Below are 14,814 nucleotides of genomic sequence, written 5' to 3'. Positions count from 1 at the left end.
GAAGAAGAAGAAGAAGAAGAAGAAGAAGAAGAAGAAGAAGAAGAAGAAGAAGAAGAAGAAGAAGAAGAAGAAGAAGAAGAGGAAATGGGTTCTGACAATCCTTTGCCTTCAGAAGAGTTGAAACCTACCGATAAAGATGATTTAATATTGTATAAGCAACTTGGTGCTGAGCAGTTAGAATATAAGCTAAACTCCAATGAGAGGGTATTGTCCAAGGTTGTTTATGATGCGTTAGGTAAACGTGTTAGTCATTTTAAGGAAGATTTAAGTAGTGAGACACGTATTGATACTTCCACTTTAAAATCAGGGGTTTACTATCTAACTTTTTTTCTTGAGAGTAAAGTAGTTTCACAGCCTTTCGTAGTATTTTAAGCGGTCTAATTTAGGATTTCATTAACATATGTAAGATGGTTTATATTTAGTTTTGTGGAAACTAAAAAATCAATTCAAATGAAAAAAATTATCCTTTTAGCAAGTGTAATATTTGCTTCTGTTACTATGCAGGCCCAAATAAACACACCAGCACCTAGTCCAGCTTCTAAGCTACAACAAACCGTAGGTTTAACAGATGTTACCGTAGAGTATTCTAGGCCATCAATGCGTGGGAGAACTATTTTTGGAGATCTTGTTCCGCACGGCAAATTATGGAGAACAGGAGCTAATGCGTATACTAAAGTAAGTTTTAGTGATGACGTAAAAATAGCTGGTCAAGATGTTAAGGCAGGTACATATTCCATTTTTACGAAGCCAGGAGCAAGTTCTTGGGAAGTTTTCTTTTATACGGATATTGATGGAGGTGGTACACCTAAAAATTGGGACGATAGTAAAGTAGTAGCCAAAACATCCGCAGAAGTTTATACGTTACCTGTAGATATTGAGGCGTTTACTATTACAATAGATGATATGACAAGTAATTCTGCCAATTTAGGAATGATGTGGGAGAAAACTTATGTTGCTGTTCCTTTTGAAGTTCCAACGGATTCAAAAGTTATGGCCGATATTGAAAAAACTATGGCGGGTTCTCCAAAAGCAGATGATTACTACGCTGCCGCTGTTTATTTTTCAAGTGAGGATAAAGACATTAAAAAAGCATCTGAATGGATGGACAAGGCTATGTCCATGATTGAAGAGCCTGCTTTTTGGCAATTGCGTCAGCAATCTCTTATTCAGGCAAAATCGGGCGATAAAAAAGGAGCTATCAAAACTGCTAAAAAGTCTTTAGAAAAAGCAAAAGAAGCAGGTAATGATGATTACGTTAAAATGAATACCGACTCTATTAAAGAGTGGAGCGCTAAATAAGCTTTGTATTCTTATATAAAAACCCCGGCCTTCCAATGGAAGGCCGGAGTTTTATTTTATATGTACCGAAGAAAAAAAGTAAAAATATAAAGCAGGAATACTTCTGTAAATTATTTACTTGCCAGCGGTTTCTTCAATAGCCTGTCAAACCCTTCAAAAGCAATTGCCATTGCGATTACCATGGCCGCGCCTATAAAGTTCAGCCAAAGATATCCTAACTTTTCCTCCCCGGTCGGGTGGATGAATATGAGATTGTAAAAAAGCACAAAGACAATTAACTGAGTAAGTACAGCCGCAAAGAATACGGCATTACCTTTTACGAACTTAAAGAAAAATGCCAATAAGAATATACCTAGAACATTACCGTAGAACACAGAACCAATAATATTTACTAATTGAATAAGGTTGTCGAACAGGTTGGCGATACTGGCTATAAAAATGGCTATAATTCCCCAAATAAGGGTGAAAACTTTTGTTGCTTTAACATAGTGCTCGTCCGTAGAGGGGTCTTTTTTGTTTCTTTTGTACAAATCTAAGGCGGTAATAGTACCTAGGGCATTAAGTTCCGAAGCCGTGGAGGACATGGCTGCTGATAATATAACTGCCAAAAGTAATCCTATTAAACCTCTAGGAAGATTATGTAGTATAAAATGGATAAAGACATAATCTTTATCATTGGTTTCGACCACGTCATCCGCTTCTTTAATAAGGGCTCTGGCAGCGGCACGGTTGGTACTGTCCTTAACATTTAATCGAATGATTTCCTGCTTGGCCTCTTCAACGGCACTGTACTCTTTAAGCTCCAAGGCTGCAGAGAATTTATTCTGCGCCATTTTCTTTTCAGCCTCTAGACGTTCCTGTCCCTCTTGTAGAATGGAATAGTCCTTTGCATACTCGGAGCTCATAACGGCTTCGGTAGCAGCTGGGTTAAAGTTTAAAGGTGATGGGTTATACTGATAAAACACAAAAACCATGACGCCTACCAATAGGATGAAGAATTGCATTGGTATTTTAAGCAACCCGTTAAAGACTAATCCTAATTGACTTTCACGTAGTGATTTTCCGGAAAGATACCGTTGTACCTGACTTTGGTCCGTACCAAAATAGGCGAGTGCTAAAAAGAGTCCTCCCGTTATTCCGCTCCAAAAAGTATATCTGCTTTTGGTGTCAAAGCTAAAGTCTATGATGTTCAGTTTGTTGCTGGCCCCGGCTATTTTAAGTGCTTTTCCAAAATTGATGTCTGCCGGAAGGTACCCCAATATAAAAAAGAAGGTGATGAACATGCCGGTCATTATAATGAACATCTGCTGCTTTTGCGTAACGCTTACTGCTTTGGTTCCTCCGGATACGGTATAGATGATAACCAACATGCCAATAATAATATTAAGAGTCCTAAGGTCCCAACCCAGTACTGCCGATAAGATGATCGATGGCGCAAAAATGGTAATACCTGCCGCAAGGCCTCTTTGCACCAAAAATAGTATGGCGGCCAGTGACCTGGTCTTTAAATCAAAACGATTTTCAAGAAATTCATAGGCAGTATATACTTTTAGCCTGTGGTAAATGGGAATGAACACCAAACAGATAATGATCATGGCCAATGGCAACCCAAAATAAAATTGCACAAAGCCCATGCCGTCATGAAAGGCTTGTCCCGGCGTTGAAAGGAACGTTATGGCACTGGCTTGTGTTGCCATTACGGATAGACCTATGGTCCACCATTTGGCGTCTTTTCCTCCAGCAACATAGTCTTCTACGCTTTTGCTGCCTTTGGTTTTCCAAACACCGTATGCAACAATGAATAGGAGTGTACTCGATAAAACAATCCAATCTAATGTTCCCATATTAGGTAAATGCGGTCATTAAGTAGCTAAATATTAGCACATAGACGATATTCAGTATCAGTACTAGCGAGTATTCTTTTTTCCAATCGAACTTATCTAACATGGTCTAATTCAATTTGGTAGGTTGTATATTCTTTTCAACGGAGAGCATATTGGCGAACAACTTGTACGCTCCGGGTACGCCTGCAGGTAGCTCTCTAAAAAAGCTCAATCCTGTATAAATGTAATTCCCTTTTCCGTAAGGAGCTATTAAAAGACTTCCCTTTTTTGCAGACTCCCCTTTATCGCTCATAGATAAAATAGGGGTGAATTCCTTGGACCACTTGCTCGGGAAGTATAATCCGCGTTCTTGTACCCACCCATTAAAATCATCTTTGTTAATTTTATTGGGGTAATTTATTAAAGCATGTTTTTTGGCCAATATTTCAACAGCTGAGTTTTCATCGGTTACTCGGTCTCTAGACAAGGTAATAGGGTAGGGCGCAAGGTTTTCAAATTGGTCTCCCCATCTTCCCGCAGTATTGTATTGCACCACAAGATTACCTCCGTTTTCAACATAATCAAAAAGATACCGTTGTTTAAACTTTAATTGGTCAAGTACGTTATATGCTCTAATTCCAACCACTACGGCATCATACTTGTCTAACGTTCCCTTAGCTATAATATTTGGGTCAATGGTGTGTACAATGTAACCAATTTGCCTTAAACTCTCTGGAACTTCGTCACCGGCACCAACAATATAACCAATGTGTTCTCCAGATTTTTTAATGTTCAGGCGGACTACTTTAGCTTCTGAAGGCAGTAAAACGGACTGAGTTGGAATATGGTCATAGGCTATAATCGCCAGCTCCTTAGTAACCTCCTTGCCGTTTAATTTTATGATGGGCGAAATATAGCTCTCATCTTCGGTTGCAGGTGGGGTTAAAGTGAAAACCAAGGTTTGTTGGTCTCCCTTTTTTGCAATCTCAAAAGACTTTGATTCAGCATCTATGCCCCATCCTTTGGAATGGTTAAGCAAAAGCTCTCCCTTTATATTATCGGCATTGGCTTTAATCGTAACGGGCACTTTTTTAGGTTCACCATCGGCAAAAATCAAAACTTTATCACTAAAACTTGCAGTTGCTTCGGGGAGTATCTCAAAAGGCTGAAAGAGTTCGCCTTTATCCGGCTTAGCATAGTGATGTATAACAGGCTTTTCAATTATTATACTTTTTCCATTAAATTCAAGTTCAAATTTTACCAGAAATGCGCGTGGTGTTTCGGGCTTACCAATAAGGCTTTGGTCATCTACCTTGTACATGCCTAAACTACCCTTTTCGTTTAGCCAATAAGGGCTTGTGTAATTTGTTGTACTTGGTACGTCTATATCAATTTCAAAATTTTGCTTCTCGTTATTTTTTAGTGCGATGGAAGGTTGAATAGTTTTATTTGTTGAAGAAATGGAAATAGTATTCAGAGCAATATCCGAAGAACTCCTATTCACGGCCTCTACATTAATTTTAATTTTGCCACCAGGGTTTGTAAATGAGGTTTCGGCGGAAGCTTCTAAATAGAGACCGCTAATGTTCAGAATTATGTTCTTTAGTTCCTGTGACTTTAATTCCCTCCAGTAATTGTCTTCAACTTTTTGGAGCAGCTCGTAGGCTTCCAATAATTGGAACAAATGTTTGGATGGGTTGGTAAAATCAAAATTCTTTTCAACTGCATAAAGAATCTCCCCAACTGCCTTTCCACTGGTTACGCGAGACCAAGAGGTGTCTATTCCTTCAAAAATATCATTGGAGTTGTTGGGCATTGTACCCTTCAGCAACTCAACATATTCATTTTCCGAGCCGCGTTGTGATAGGCGACCAAATCCTTGGCACAAATGCTGGCTGCTGGCCAATGCCGCAATTTCGTTGTTGGACTTCCCTAGTATTGGGTAATAGGTTCCAATATCCAAATTCACCATTTTGGATTTATCGGCTTTATCAAACTTTTCTTGGCTGCCGTAAAACCACCATGATGTGTTGAAAAAAAGCCTTTTTGGCTGCCAAGTTTGGGTCAGTTTCAATTGCTCACTGTACGCAGACTTGTCATTGGCTAAATCAAAAGCTTCAAAACTGAGCATTGCAGATGAAGTATGGTGCCCGTGAGTAGTGCCCGGACTTCTATGGTCAAACCTATTTATGATTACATCTGGTCTAAAGTTTCTAATGGTCCAAACCACATCTCCTAGCACTGCTTCTTTATCCCATATTTCAAGGGTTTCGTCCGGGTGTTTTGAGTATCCAAAATCATTGGCTCTGGAAAAAAACTGTTCTCCACCATCTACGCGTCTGGCGGCCAGAAGCTCTTGCGTACGTAAAACTCCAAGAAGCTCACGCAATTCAGGACCAATTAGGTTTTGTCCACCATCGCCCCTAGTTAATGAAAGGTAACCGGTCCTGGCTTTGGTATGGTTGGACAGGTAGGAAATAAGCCTTGTGTTTTCGTCATCCGGGTGTGCGGCAATGTACAATGCGGTACCCAAGAAATTCAATTTTTCAAGGGAATGGTAAATCTCGGAAGTGGACGGTTGCACAGGTTTCTGTGCATAAGTAATGTTTAAGGACAGAAAAGTTCCGGCAAAGATTGCCAAAAGATATCGCATAAAGTTGGTTTTTGTTTGGTGAAGCCACCAATTTACAGAGATGGCACCAAATCAAAGATAGAAAGTTTAAAGGGGGCAAGCGGGGTTTTTAAAACTTCTTTAACAAAATTAAATTTCTGGTTTTACCCATAAATTAAGGATGTTTAAGATTAAGCTTCTTCACTACCGTCTGGGGTATCTTCTGAATTGTAAATAAGCGTTACCGCTTTTTGCATCATCAAATTGTTCGGGTATACCAAAAGTTCGCCATTGGATTTTCTTAGGCTTACATGAAAAGCCCTTATGTCCTCTATTAAAAAAGGTTCTTCGGACTCTATATCTTTGTCTAGAATTTTAACCTTGTCCCCGATTTTAAACGGAAATGAAAAAAACAGAACTACACCTGCAGTTATGTTGCTCAGAATAGACCAACTGGCGAATAAGGCAACCCCAATTACTGCAAACACCGAAGAAAACACAAGGCCAACTTCTTTGAAATTTACGCCCCAAATAAAGGAAATGACCCCAAACCCAATTAAAGTAAGGAGTAAAGAGGCGTATTTTGTAATTAAAAGGGTGCGTGCTTCAACAATATCACTAATTCTGCCAATTTTACGAATGGTCTTATCCGTTATAAATTTTAGAATTAGAAGGATACAGAAAGTAATAGCTGTAGCTATGATTTCGTGCTTGTTGGAAATAAGAAATTCTTGCATAAATTTATAAACCTAAACTATCCCGCAAAGATAGATGCTTATTTCCATTTTGTTGCCAATAGGGGGTCTTTAAAGTTTTTATTTTGGTAGCGGTAGAGGTCATGGATTTAGCTTTTTTTCCAAAGCCACTTACAAAGGTATCCGTCCAGCTTTCAATACTATGCGGAAAGGCTGTGGTGAAATTTATTTCTAAGGTTCTTTCTAATTCCGGATACGTTATTTTATAGGTTGAAAGACCATTGTCATCACTTAAACTTGCAGTTGACTTATACGCTTTTAACTCTTTGTGAGATAGTCTTATAAATTCCAATGAGGGAATTATTTCCAATTCGCCTGTTGGTAAAGATTTTGGTGCGATACGAATTTTGTTCCAAAGCTCGTTTTCAAGAGTTGTTTTCTCTAATTGTAAATTTTGGTCCGCCTCACTTTCAAAATAAGAGTGAGATATTACATCAAATTTATCCCGGTTGTTAAGTTGTGCGTAAACCTGCCCGCACCATTCCTGTGCAGAAAAGGAAACCTTAATGGCGTGGTCATTATCATGAACGGGATAAAAAGTACTGTTCATGATGGCGTAAGGGTAAATTCCGGTAAGGTATTTTTTTGTGGAATTGAGTTTTAAAACGGGGATGTTATCAGGATTATGTCCATCCGCTTTTACTTGTTTCTTCTTCAAAAAAGGTTCCGTAACATAAATTAAAACCGCTTCGCCGTCTCGGATTTCACCATAGCGGGCCTGTTCTAATTTGTAGGATGTTATTTCCGCCTCTCCGCCATACCAATACTCCTTAAATTCACTGGAAAGCTCCTTTTTTGATGTTTCTACGGGCTTTTCAGTATTTAGGGCTACCTCTTTATTGGTCTCCTTTTCAACCTCTTTACAGGATTGGGCAAAAGATAAGAGCGCAGCAATGACTATAAGCGATAGGTTTTGTCTTGTTCCGGTTGTCATGAGATTAATTTTCACTAAAATTAATCAAAAAGAACTACTTGACCATAGCGCTTAACGTTTTGTATACCAACTGGGTGGGGAGTCCTACAACATTGGGGTAAGACCCTTTAATCTCTTCAATTGCGGTAAGGCCTATCCATTCTTGAATACCATATGCACCGGCTTTGTCATAGGGTTTGTAAGTGTTAATGTAATAACGGATTTCTTCGTCGGATAAATCCCGAAACTTGACCCGGGTAATTTCATTAACTACTTTTTGACTGTTGGGTGTAGTAAAACAAACCGATGTTATGACCTCGTGCCAATCTCCGGATAGCGCTTTTATCATTTCGTAGGCTTCTTCGGCATCTGCTGCTTTGGCCAATGAAATACCATTGTGCCAGACTACGGTGTCCGAGGTAATCAGAATCTCTTCTTTTTTCAAAGCCCCGTCAAAAGCATCTGCTTTCAATTTTGCTAAATAATCGCTAATCTCACTTCCTTTTAACTCGGGAGGGTAAATTTCATCTACCGATTTCAATCGGACCTCAAACGGAATCCCCATTTCTTTTAAAAACTGATGTCTTCTTGGGGAGCCACTGGCAAGTATGACGGTGTGGTGGTTCAGGTTGAGCATAATTAATCGTTTGCCGCGCTAAAATTAGTCATCCAATGCCCTTTTACTTTTAAGACTTGTTCTATAACATCCCTTACGCAGCCTTCGCCTCCGTTTTTATGGGAAACATACATGGATCTTGCTTTTACTTCCGGGACGGCGTTCTGCGGGCAAGTGGGTAGGGCAACGGTTTCCATTGGTGGAATATCCGGAATATCATCACCCATATAAAGCATAGTACTTGGGTCAATACCATGCTTGCCCATATACTCTTCTAGGACATCCATTTTATGGTGCGCGCCTAAATAAATGTCCGTAACTCCAAGTTCTTTTAATCGCTTACGGACTCCTTCGTTGGTTCCTCCTGAGATAATACAGATTTTGTACCCTTTCTGAAGGGCGGTCTTAACCGCATAACCGTCTTTAACGCTCATTCTGCGGAGCATTTCTCCTTCGGTAGTAATGATTAGGGTACTGTCCGTAAAAACCCCATCTACGTCAAAAATAAAAGTATCTATGTTCTTAAGGTATTCTTTATAACTCTTTTCCATATGTTTTTTCTATTGATTTGCTGAGCAGTTCATAGACCGCTTTGTACTCGGGATTATTTAATTGTTCTAAGTGATTTGATATGGTATTGTGGTCTCCTCTTCTAGCTGGGCCCGTTTGGGCATCAAAAGGAGATAGATTTTTTATTTTTTCCGCTGTTTCTTGAATAAGCGGACTCAATATTTCAAAAGGCACATTATTCTCTTTGCAGATTTCAGAGCCAACATGGTACATGTAGTTTGTAAAGTTATTTGTGAATACGGCGGCAAGGTGAAGGCTTTTGCGTTGTTCCGTACTTATCTCATAAACATTTTCCGAAACCAGATGGGCGAGTTTTTTTAACAAGGCCAAATCGGCTTCTTCGTTCGCTTCCAGGCAGACGGGAACATTTTTAAAATCCAGCTCATTAGATTTGCTAAAAGTCTGTAATGGATAAAACACGCCTCGTCTTTGGTGCGTAGAGAGCGCACTCATTGGAGTATTTCCAGAGGTATGAACAATTAAACTGTTGTTAATTGTAATTTCCTGTGAAACAGAATTTATAGAAGAATCACTTAAAGCAACAATATAAATGTCTGAAAATTTTAATCTAGAGAAATCCGTTGTGGTTTTTTCTTCCGTTCCAAAGGCTTGAAGCGCCTCTTTGTTCCTACCTATTACCTGAACAATTTCAATCTCTGCAGAGTTGGAAAAAGCCCTGAAAAGATGGGTGGCAACATTTCCGGTTCCTAAAATACTAACCTTGATCATGCAGCGAAAATAAGCATATATTTATGTATTGTTTACTTTGGATTGTAGAAAAGTGAAGAAACGAGAAGTTGTTCTTTTTACGGTTAAGGGTATGTATACAAATCTGAGATTTCTGTGTTATTTGCAATTAATAGGTTAGCCTTTTATGCTTTATGAAAAAGAGTGATTTCTTAAAACGAATTTCTTAAAATTTTCACTTATAATTAACAGTTTTGATAAGACTTTAGGTCCGTCTATCTTCCTCTAAATAATAAAAAGGGCGTATTTTTGCATGCTGAAAACCATTTTAGCTGCTGCTCATGAACATGCTCAAAAAATTCTTTTTCTCCACACGTTTAATGTCCGTTCTTTTTATAGTGTTTGCAGTGGCCATGGGGCTAGGTACTTTTATTGAAAGTAAGTACAGTACCGAGACCGCAAGAATCTGGATTTACAATACATGGTGGTTTGAGGCTATTATGGTGTTTTTTGTCATCAATTTTATTGGTAACATGTTTAGGTACCGTCTTCTACGATGGGAAAAATGGGCAGTTTTAACGCTTCACCTTTCATGGATTTTTATCATAATCGGAGCGTTCGTTACGAGATATATCAGTTATGAGGGTATGATGCCCATTAGGGAGGGGCAATCAGAAAAAGTATTCTACTCGGATAAAACATACTTGACAGCTTACGTAGATGGAGAGATTAATGGCGAGGCCAAAAGAAAAACTTTACAAGAAGATTTAATAGTAACTGCCCAAGATATCAAGTCTAATTTGCCTTGGAAGTCAGATTTTAACGGACAGCCGTTTACTATTTCCTATGCCGGTTTTATAGATGGAGCCAAAGAAGGAATGATTCCGGATGAAAATGGTAAGGAATACTTAAAGATTGTTGAAGCTGGAGATGGCCAGCGCCATGAGCACTTTTTGGAAAGTGGCCAAGTTTCTAGCATTCACAACGTACTTTTCTCTTTGAATAAGAGAACGGAGGGAGCAATTAATATTTTAGAAAAGGATGGTGCTTACGAAATAGAATCGCCTTTTGAAGGTAGTTTTATGCGTATGGCGGACCAATTTCAAGGTCAGTTGATAAAGGATAGTATACAGGAATTGCAGTTACGCTCTTTGTATGCAACCGCAGGTATGCAATTTGTTATACCGGAGCCCATAGTTAAAGGCTCGTACGGCATAGTAAAAGTTCCGAAGAACGAAATAACGGATGCTACTATGGATGCTATGATTGTAGACATTACCGTAAACGGCGAAACAGTACAGCAAAAATTACTGGGTGGTAAAGGAGTTTCTAATTTTTCGGATAAAATAAATGTGGGTGGATTGGATTTTAGTTTGAGTTATGGCTCCAGAGTATATGAACTTCCGTTCAGCATTAAACTAAACGATTTTATTGCAGAAAAGTATCCGGGAACCGAGCAAGGGTACAAATCCTTTATGAGTAAGGTTACAGTTGAAGATGAGCGTCCTTTTGACTATAAGATTTTCATGAACAATATTTTGGATCACAAAGGATACCGGTTCTTCCAATCTAGTTTTCACCCAGATGAAAAAGGAACTATTTTATCGGTAAACCATGATCAATGGGGTACAGGTATAACCTATTTAGGGTATTTCTTGCTTTATGTTGGGTTAATGGGGATAATGTTCTTTGGAAAGACCCGATTTAAGGATTTGGCCGTGTCATTGGAAAAATTAAAGAATAAAAAAGCAAAACTTACAACGGTTCTTGTTTTGGGTATGTTGTTGAGTGCCAATGCCCAAGAACACACCGCAGATGATGGCCATGACCATGGGGTTAGTATGGCGCCAACACAATCTCAAATAGATTCGCTTTTACAGACTACGATTGTTTCTGAAGAGCATGCGGAGAAGTTTGGAAAACTTGTGATTCAAGACGAAGGAGGTCGTATGAAGCCTATAAATACGTTTTCTTCGGAATTACTAAGAAAGCTAAGTTTAAAGGATGTGTATAAAGACATGAATGCCGATCAGGTGTTCTTATCTATGATGTTGAGTCCGGCGGCATGGTACAATGCACAGTTTTTGGCCGTTGATAAAAAAGGGAAGAACGATAGTATCCGTCATGTAATAGGTATTCCCGAAGGCCAAGAATTTGTAAAGGCAACGGACTTTTTTGACAAAGAGGGAAATTATAAGTTAGAGCCCTTTTTGGCAAAAGCCACATCAACAAATATTCCGAATAAGTTTGACACGGATATTAAGGATGCCAATGTTCGGTTAAGTCTTTTGGATCAAGCCTTGAGTGGTCGTATCATAAAGATTTTTCCTTTGTTGAACGATGAGAATAACAAATGGATTTCGGCTATAGAATATAGGGGAGGGCAGTATCAGGTTTCGGATTCGCTTTATGCCAATTTTATAAAAAATTCGCTGCCTTACTACCTCATGACATTGCGCAAGGCCAAAGAAACGGGAGATTATACCAATGCCGATAAGCTTTTGGACGCCTTTAAGCAAAATCAAAAGAACCATGGTAAGGAGGTGCTTCCATCGGAATCTAAAATCAATACGGAGGTAATTTATAATAAACTTGATATTTTCAATTCCCTATATCGTCTTTACGCTTTAGTAGGTGTAATTATGTTCTTTGTTTTGGTGTTTCAGATTTTTAAAGACCGTTCTATATGGCGTATAGGGGTTTATGCTTTAAAAGGCACTATTTTCATCTTGTTCCTATGGCATACGGCAGGCCTTGTATTACGATGGTATATATCAGGCCATGCGCCTTGGACAAATGCGTACGAAAGTATTCTTTATGTATCATGGGCAACCATGGGAATGGGTCTTCTGTTTGCCAGAAAGAGTGATATGACTATTGCAGCATCGGCTTTTGTTACAAGTATGTTACTTGCTATTGCACATTTAAATTGGGTAGATCCTGCAATTTCAACCTTGGTACCCGTATTGGATAGTTATTGGCTTATGGTTCATGTAGCTGTAATTGTTGCCAGTTATGGCCCATTATCCGTGGCTATGATTCTTGGTTTGGTTTCTTTGTTACTTATGATATGTACCAATAAGAAGAACAAAGCGGTAATGGACCTGAACATTAAAGAATTGACAATAATCAATGAACTTTCTATGACCGTAGGTCTTGTGATGCTTACTATAGGTAATTTCTTGGGCGGACAATGGGCCAATGAGAGTTGGGGTAGATATTGGGGTTGGGATCCAAAAGAAACTTGGGCACTAATTTCTATTATGGTATATGCCTTTGTGGTTCACACACGTTTGGTTCCTGGTTTAAGGAGTAAGTGGACTTTCAATTTTCTCAGTGTTATAGCATTTGGAAGTATTATGATGACTTATTTTGGAGTAAATTATTATTTGGTAGGTCTTCATAGTTACGGACAAAGTGGCGCAGCCGCTATTACTCCAGATTATGTTTGGTATATAGCTTTAGGAGCGGTAATTCTTGGTGCCATAAGTTATTGGAGGTATAGGGCCAACTATGTGAAATAGGATTACATTTCCATTAGATTTTGAGATAATCACCTAAAATCAAGTGTTCTTTTTACTGTTATTGTAATTTTCGGTCTATTTTTTATAGATTTAGCATATTGATTGCTGTAGAATGAAGATGATAACAGAAGATATTGAATTATTGAACGGTATGAAAGAAGACAATAATGCTTCTTTCAAAGCGGTTTATGAGAAATATTCAAAGGTGTTATTTGTATATGCTTTCAATATTATAAAGGAGAGGACCATTTGTGAGGATATCATTCAAGAAGTTTTTATTTCACTCTGGGCCAAAAGAAAGACGACCAATATTTTTGCATTAAAACCCTATCTGTTTCAAGCGGTAAAGTTTCAGATATTTAATCATTTTAGGAATAACAAACTTTCTACGGAAGATTTAACACGGTTGAATATTATAGATGTTTCTATGAATGTTTCGGGAGAACTTGAATATTCGGAACTCAATCAAATAATTCGTGACCATGTTGCCAAACTGCCCAAAAGGTGTCGTCATATCTTTGTATTGAGCCGGTACCATCACAAATCCAACAAAGAAATTGCGGAAGAGCTTCAAATATCTGTTCAGGCCGTAAAAAATCAAATTTCAAAAGCACTGGCTTTTCTTAGAAATCACCTTCAATTAGAAGAGGCCGTTATCATATCACTTATTCTTCTGCATTAACCAATCTAATATCCTTTCAACCTTCCTGAATATTAGTGTGTTATCCGCATTTTTCATAATCATTCATTGACTTTAAAGGTGAGAATACCTCAATTTTTTCACTTGTATTTTGTCAATTTTAAAAAATAATTGACTTTCAACGTGTACCATCGCATTAATTAGGGTACTTAATAGTAGTATCGTTATTTAATTGCGACCCAGATGAACGAAAAAAAGGCAAAAAAACTTTTCAACAAATACGTAAATAACAATTGCTCTCAGGAGGAAAAAGAACTCTTGGAACGGTTCCTAGAATCCTATCAAGGTGAGGATGAGCAAATGTCAAACTTTAAGTTTGATGGACAGGTAAAACAAGAAATATGGAAAAAAATAGCTAAGAAAACCGAGTCACCTACAAAAACAAGAAATATCAATTTTAATCGCTCTGTTTTAAAGTATGCAGCCATTTTTATTGGTGTGGTAGGACTAGGGCTAGTTTTTAATTTTTTGAGAATTCTGGAAGATAAATCTCCTGAACTACTAATAGAGGACAACGCAATTGTATTAAAAACAAGTAATAACCAATCCAAAAAAATAATTGTAGGTAACGGAGAAGCTATTACGGATGAAGATGGAAACGTTCTGGCTTCACAAGATAAAGGCCAAATTGTTTATCATGATAAACCTACACAAGAGTTGGTGTATAATGAGATTATTATTCCAAAAGGAAAAACATTTGAATTAAAGCTGTCGGACGGCACCTTGGTACACCTTAATGCAGATACCTCTTTAAAATATCCCGTAAGTTTTGTTGAAGGAAAGGATAGAAGGGTATTCTTAAAAGGAGAGGCTTATTTTGAAGTGGCCAAAGATTCATTACACAAATTTGTGGTAGAGGCTAAAGATATGGATGTTCAAGTTTTAGGAACCCATTTTAATGTTAGCAGTTATGCCAATGAAGAAGCGTATGCCGTACTCGCAGAAGGTAGTGTGGCCATTAGCGATAAACGCGAAGAGACAATGAACGAGGGCTTAAGTTTCCTAAAACCGGGCCAGAAGGCAGCAATGACAGAAGGCGCTTTGGTGATAAGTGAAGTTGATATACATGATTATTTAAACTGGCGAAACGGAGATCTAACTTTTAATAACGAATCCTTTAAGGATATTATTAAAAAAATTGAAAGACGTTATGGAGTCCGTATTGAAAACGGATATACGGAGTTAGAAGCGGTGCGCTTTAGAGGATATTTTGAAAATGAAACCATACAGGACCTGCTTGATACTTTTAAGGAAAGTGCAGAGTTCGATTATGAAATAACCAACAATCATATATTAATTAAAAAACCAGTATAACC

At 38.2% G+C, this 14,814-nt stretch carries 12 protein-coding genes; 5 read left to right on the top strand and 7 right to left on the bottom strand.

The window, feature by feature from the left end; all coding sequences use genetic code 11:
• Together Q4597_RS16880 and Q4597_RS16875 are read left to right on the top strand one after the other, a co-directional pair.
• Positions 1 to 372, top strand: a 372-nt coding sequence (locus Q4597_RS16880; protein ID WP_303407302.1) for a T9SS type A sorting domain-containing protein, incomplete at its 5' end; no start/stop codon positions are given.
• Between the two features lie 78 nt (positions 373 to 450).
• Complete coding sequence (locus Q4597_RS16875; protein ID WP_303407301.1) at positions 451 to 1,299, top strand: DUF2911 domain-containing protein; 849 nt, start codon at positions 451 to 453, stop codon at positions 1,297 to 1,299.
• Positions 1,300 to 1,409: 110 nt separating this feature from the next.
• Here the strand turns inward: Q4597_RS16875 and Q4597_RS16870 are convergent, their stop codons facing one another.
• From Q4597_RS16870 to Q4597_RS16840, 7 genes are all read right to left on the bottom strand, one after another.
• Complete coding sequence (locus Q4597_RS16870) at positions 1,410 to 3,143, bottom strand: sodium:solute symporter (protein WP_303407300.1); 1,734 nt, start codon at positions 3,141 to 3,143, stop codon at positions 1,410 to 1,412.
• A 106-nt stretch (positions 3,144 to 3,249) separates the two neighbouring features.
• Entirely contained in the window at positions 3,250 to 5,775 is a 2,526-nt protein-coding gene (locus tag Q4597_RS16865; protein ID WP_303407299.1) for a PIG-L family deacetylase, read from the bottom strand.
• Between the two features lie 149 nt (positions 5,776 to 5,924).
• Complete coding sequence (locus Q4597_RS16860) at positions 5,925 to 6,470, bottom strand: mechanosensitive ion channel family protein (RefSeq protein WP_215440664.1); 546 nt, start codon at positions 6,468 to 6,470, stop codon at positions 5,925 to 5,927.
• A gap of 4 nt (positions 6,471 to 6,474) precedes the next feature.
• A complete protein-coding gene (locus tag Q4597_RS16855) occupies positions 6,475 to 7,422 on the bottom strand; it encodes a septum formation inhibitor Maf (protein WP_303407298.1) in 948 nt (315 codons plus the stop codon).
• A 34-nt stretch (positions 7,423 to 7,456) separates the two neighbouring features.
• Positions 7,457 to 8,038 carry a Maf family nucleotide pyrophosphatase gene (locus tag Q4597_RS16850; RefSeq protein ID WP_303407297.1) on the bottom strand — a complete coding sequence of 194 codons (582 nt, stop codon included), beginning with the start codon at positions 8,036 to 8,038 and terminating at the stop codon, positions 7,457 to 7,459.
• Positions 8,039 to 8,040: 2 nt separating this feature from the next.
• Positions 8,041 to 8,568: an HAD family hydrolase gene (locus Q4597_RS16845; protein WP_215440661.1), complete on the bottom strand. Its 528-nt coding sequence runs from the start codon at positions 8,566 to 8,568 to the stop codon at positions 8,041 to 8,043.
• Positions 8,552 to 9,316 (bottom strand): Rossmann-like and DUF2520 domain-containing protein, encoded by a 765-nt coding sequence (locus Q4597_RS16840; RefSeq protein WP_303407296.1) that lies wholly within the window; start codon positions 9,314 to 9,316, stop codon positions 8,552 to 8,554. The genes Q4597_RS16845 and Q4597_RS16840 overlap by 17 nt, the downstream gene beginning before the upstream one ends.
• A gap of 299 nt (positions 9,317 to 9,615) precedes the next feature.
• Between Q4597_RS16840 and ccsA the strand changes: the two genes are divergently transcribed.
• The 3 genes from ccsA to Q4597_RS16825 all read left to right on the top strand — a co-directional run bounded on the left by ccsA (position 9,616) and on the right by Q4597_RS16825 (position 14,812).
• Entirely contained in the window at positions 9,616 to 12,798 is a 3,183-nt protein-coding gene (gene ccsA / locus Q4597_RS16835) for a cytochrome c biogenesis protein CcsA (protein WP_303407295.1), read from the top strand.
• Positions 12,799 to 12,910: 112 nt separating this feature from the next.
• Positions 12,911 to 13,480 (top strand): RNA polymerase sigma-70 factor, encoded by a 570-nt coding sequence (locus tag Q4597_RS16830; protein WP_303407294.1) that lies wholly within the window; start codon positions 12,911 to 12,913, stop codon positions 13,478 to 13,480.
• A gap of 201 nt (positions 13,481 to 13,681) precedes the next feature.
• Positions 13,682 to 14,812 (top strand): FecR family protein, encoded by a 1,131-nt coding sequence (locus tag Q4597_RS16825; protein ID WP_303407293.1) that lies wholly within the window; start codon positions 13,682 to 13,684, stop codon positions 14,810 to 14,812.
• Positions 14,813 to 14,814 lie beyond the last annotated feature (2 nt).

Source organism: Zobellia sp. 1_MG-2023, assembly GCF_030549125.1.
GTDB lineage: Bacteria > Bacteroidota > Bacteroidia > Flavobacteriales > Flavobacteriaceae > Zobellia > Zobellia russellii.
Note: the sequence above shows the minus strand (reverse complement) of the source record. Positions and strands in the feature narration are given on the sequence as shown.

Coding starts and splice junctions, on each gene's coding strand:
- Q4597_RS16875 (WP_303407301.1), top strand. CDS start 451: ATGAAAAAAATTATCCTTTTAGCAAGTGTAATATTTGCTTCTGTTACT.
- Q4597_RS16870 (WP_303407300.1), bottom strand. CDS start 3,143: ATGGGAACATTAGATTGGATTGTTTTATCGAGTACACTCCTATTCATT.
- Q4597_RS16865 (WP_303407299.1), bottom strand. CDS start 5,775: ATGCGATATCTTTTGGCAATCTTTGCCGGAACTTTTCTGTCCTTAAAC.
- Q4597_RS16860 (WP_215440664.1), bottom strand. CDS start 6,470: ATGCAAGAATTTCTTATTTCCAACAAGCACGAAATCATAGCTACAGCT.
- Q4597_RS16855 (WP_303407298.1), bottom strand. CDS start 7,422: ATGACAACCGGAACAAGACAAAACCTATCGCTTATAGTCATTGCTGCG.
- Q4597_RS16850 (WP_303407297.1), bottom strand. CDS start 8,038: ATGCTCAACCTGAACCACCACACCGTCATACTTGCCAGTGGCTCCCCA.
- Q4597_RS16845 (WP_215440661.1), bottom strand. CDS start 8,568: ATGGAAAAGAGTTATAAAGAATACCTTAAGAACATAGATACTTTTATT.
- Q4597_RS16840 (WP_303407296.1), bottom strand. CDS start 9,316: ATGATCAAGGTTAGTATTTTAGGAACCGGAAATGTTGCCACCCATCTT.
- ccsA (WP_303407295.1), top strand. CDS start 9,616: ATGAACATGCTCAAAAAATTCTTTTTCTCCACACGTTTAATGTCCGTT.
- Q4597_RS16830 (WP_303407294.1), top strand. CDS start 12,911: ATGAAGATGATAACAGAAGATATTGAATTATTGAACGGTATGAAAGAA.
- Q4597_RS16825 (WP_303407293.1), top strand. CDS start 13,682: ATGAACGAAAAAAAGGCAAAAAAACTTTTCAACAAATACGTAAATAAC.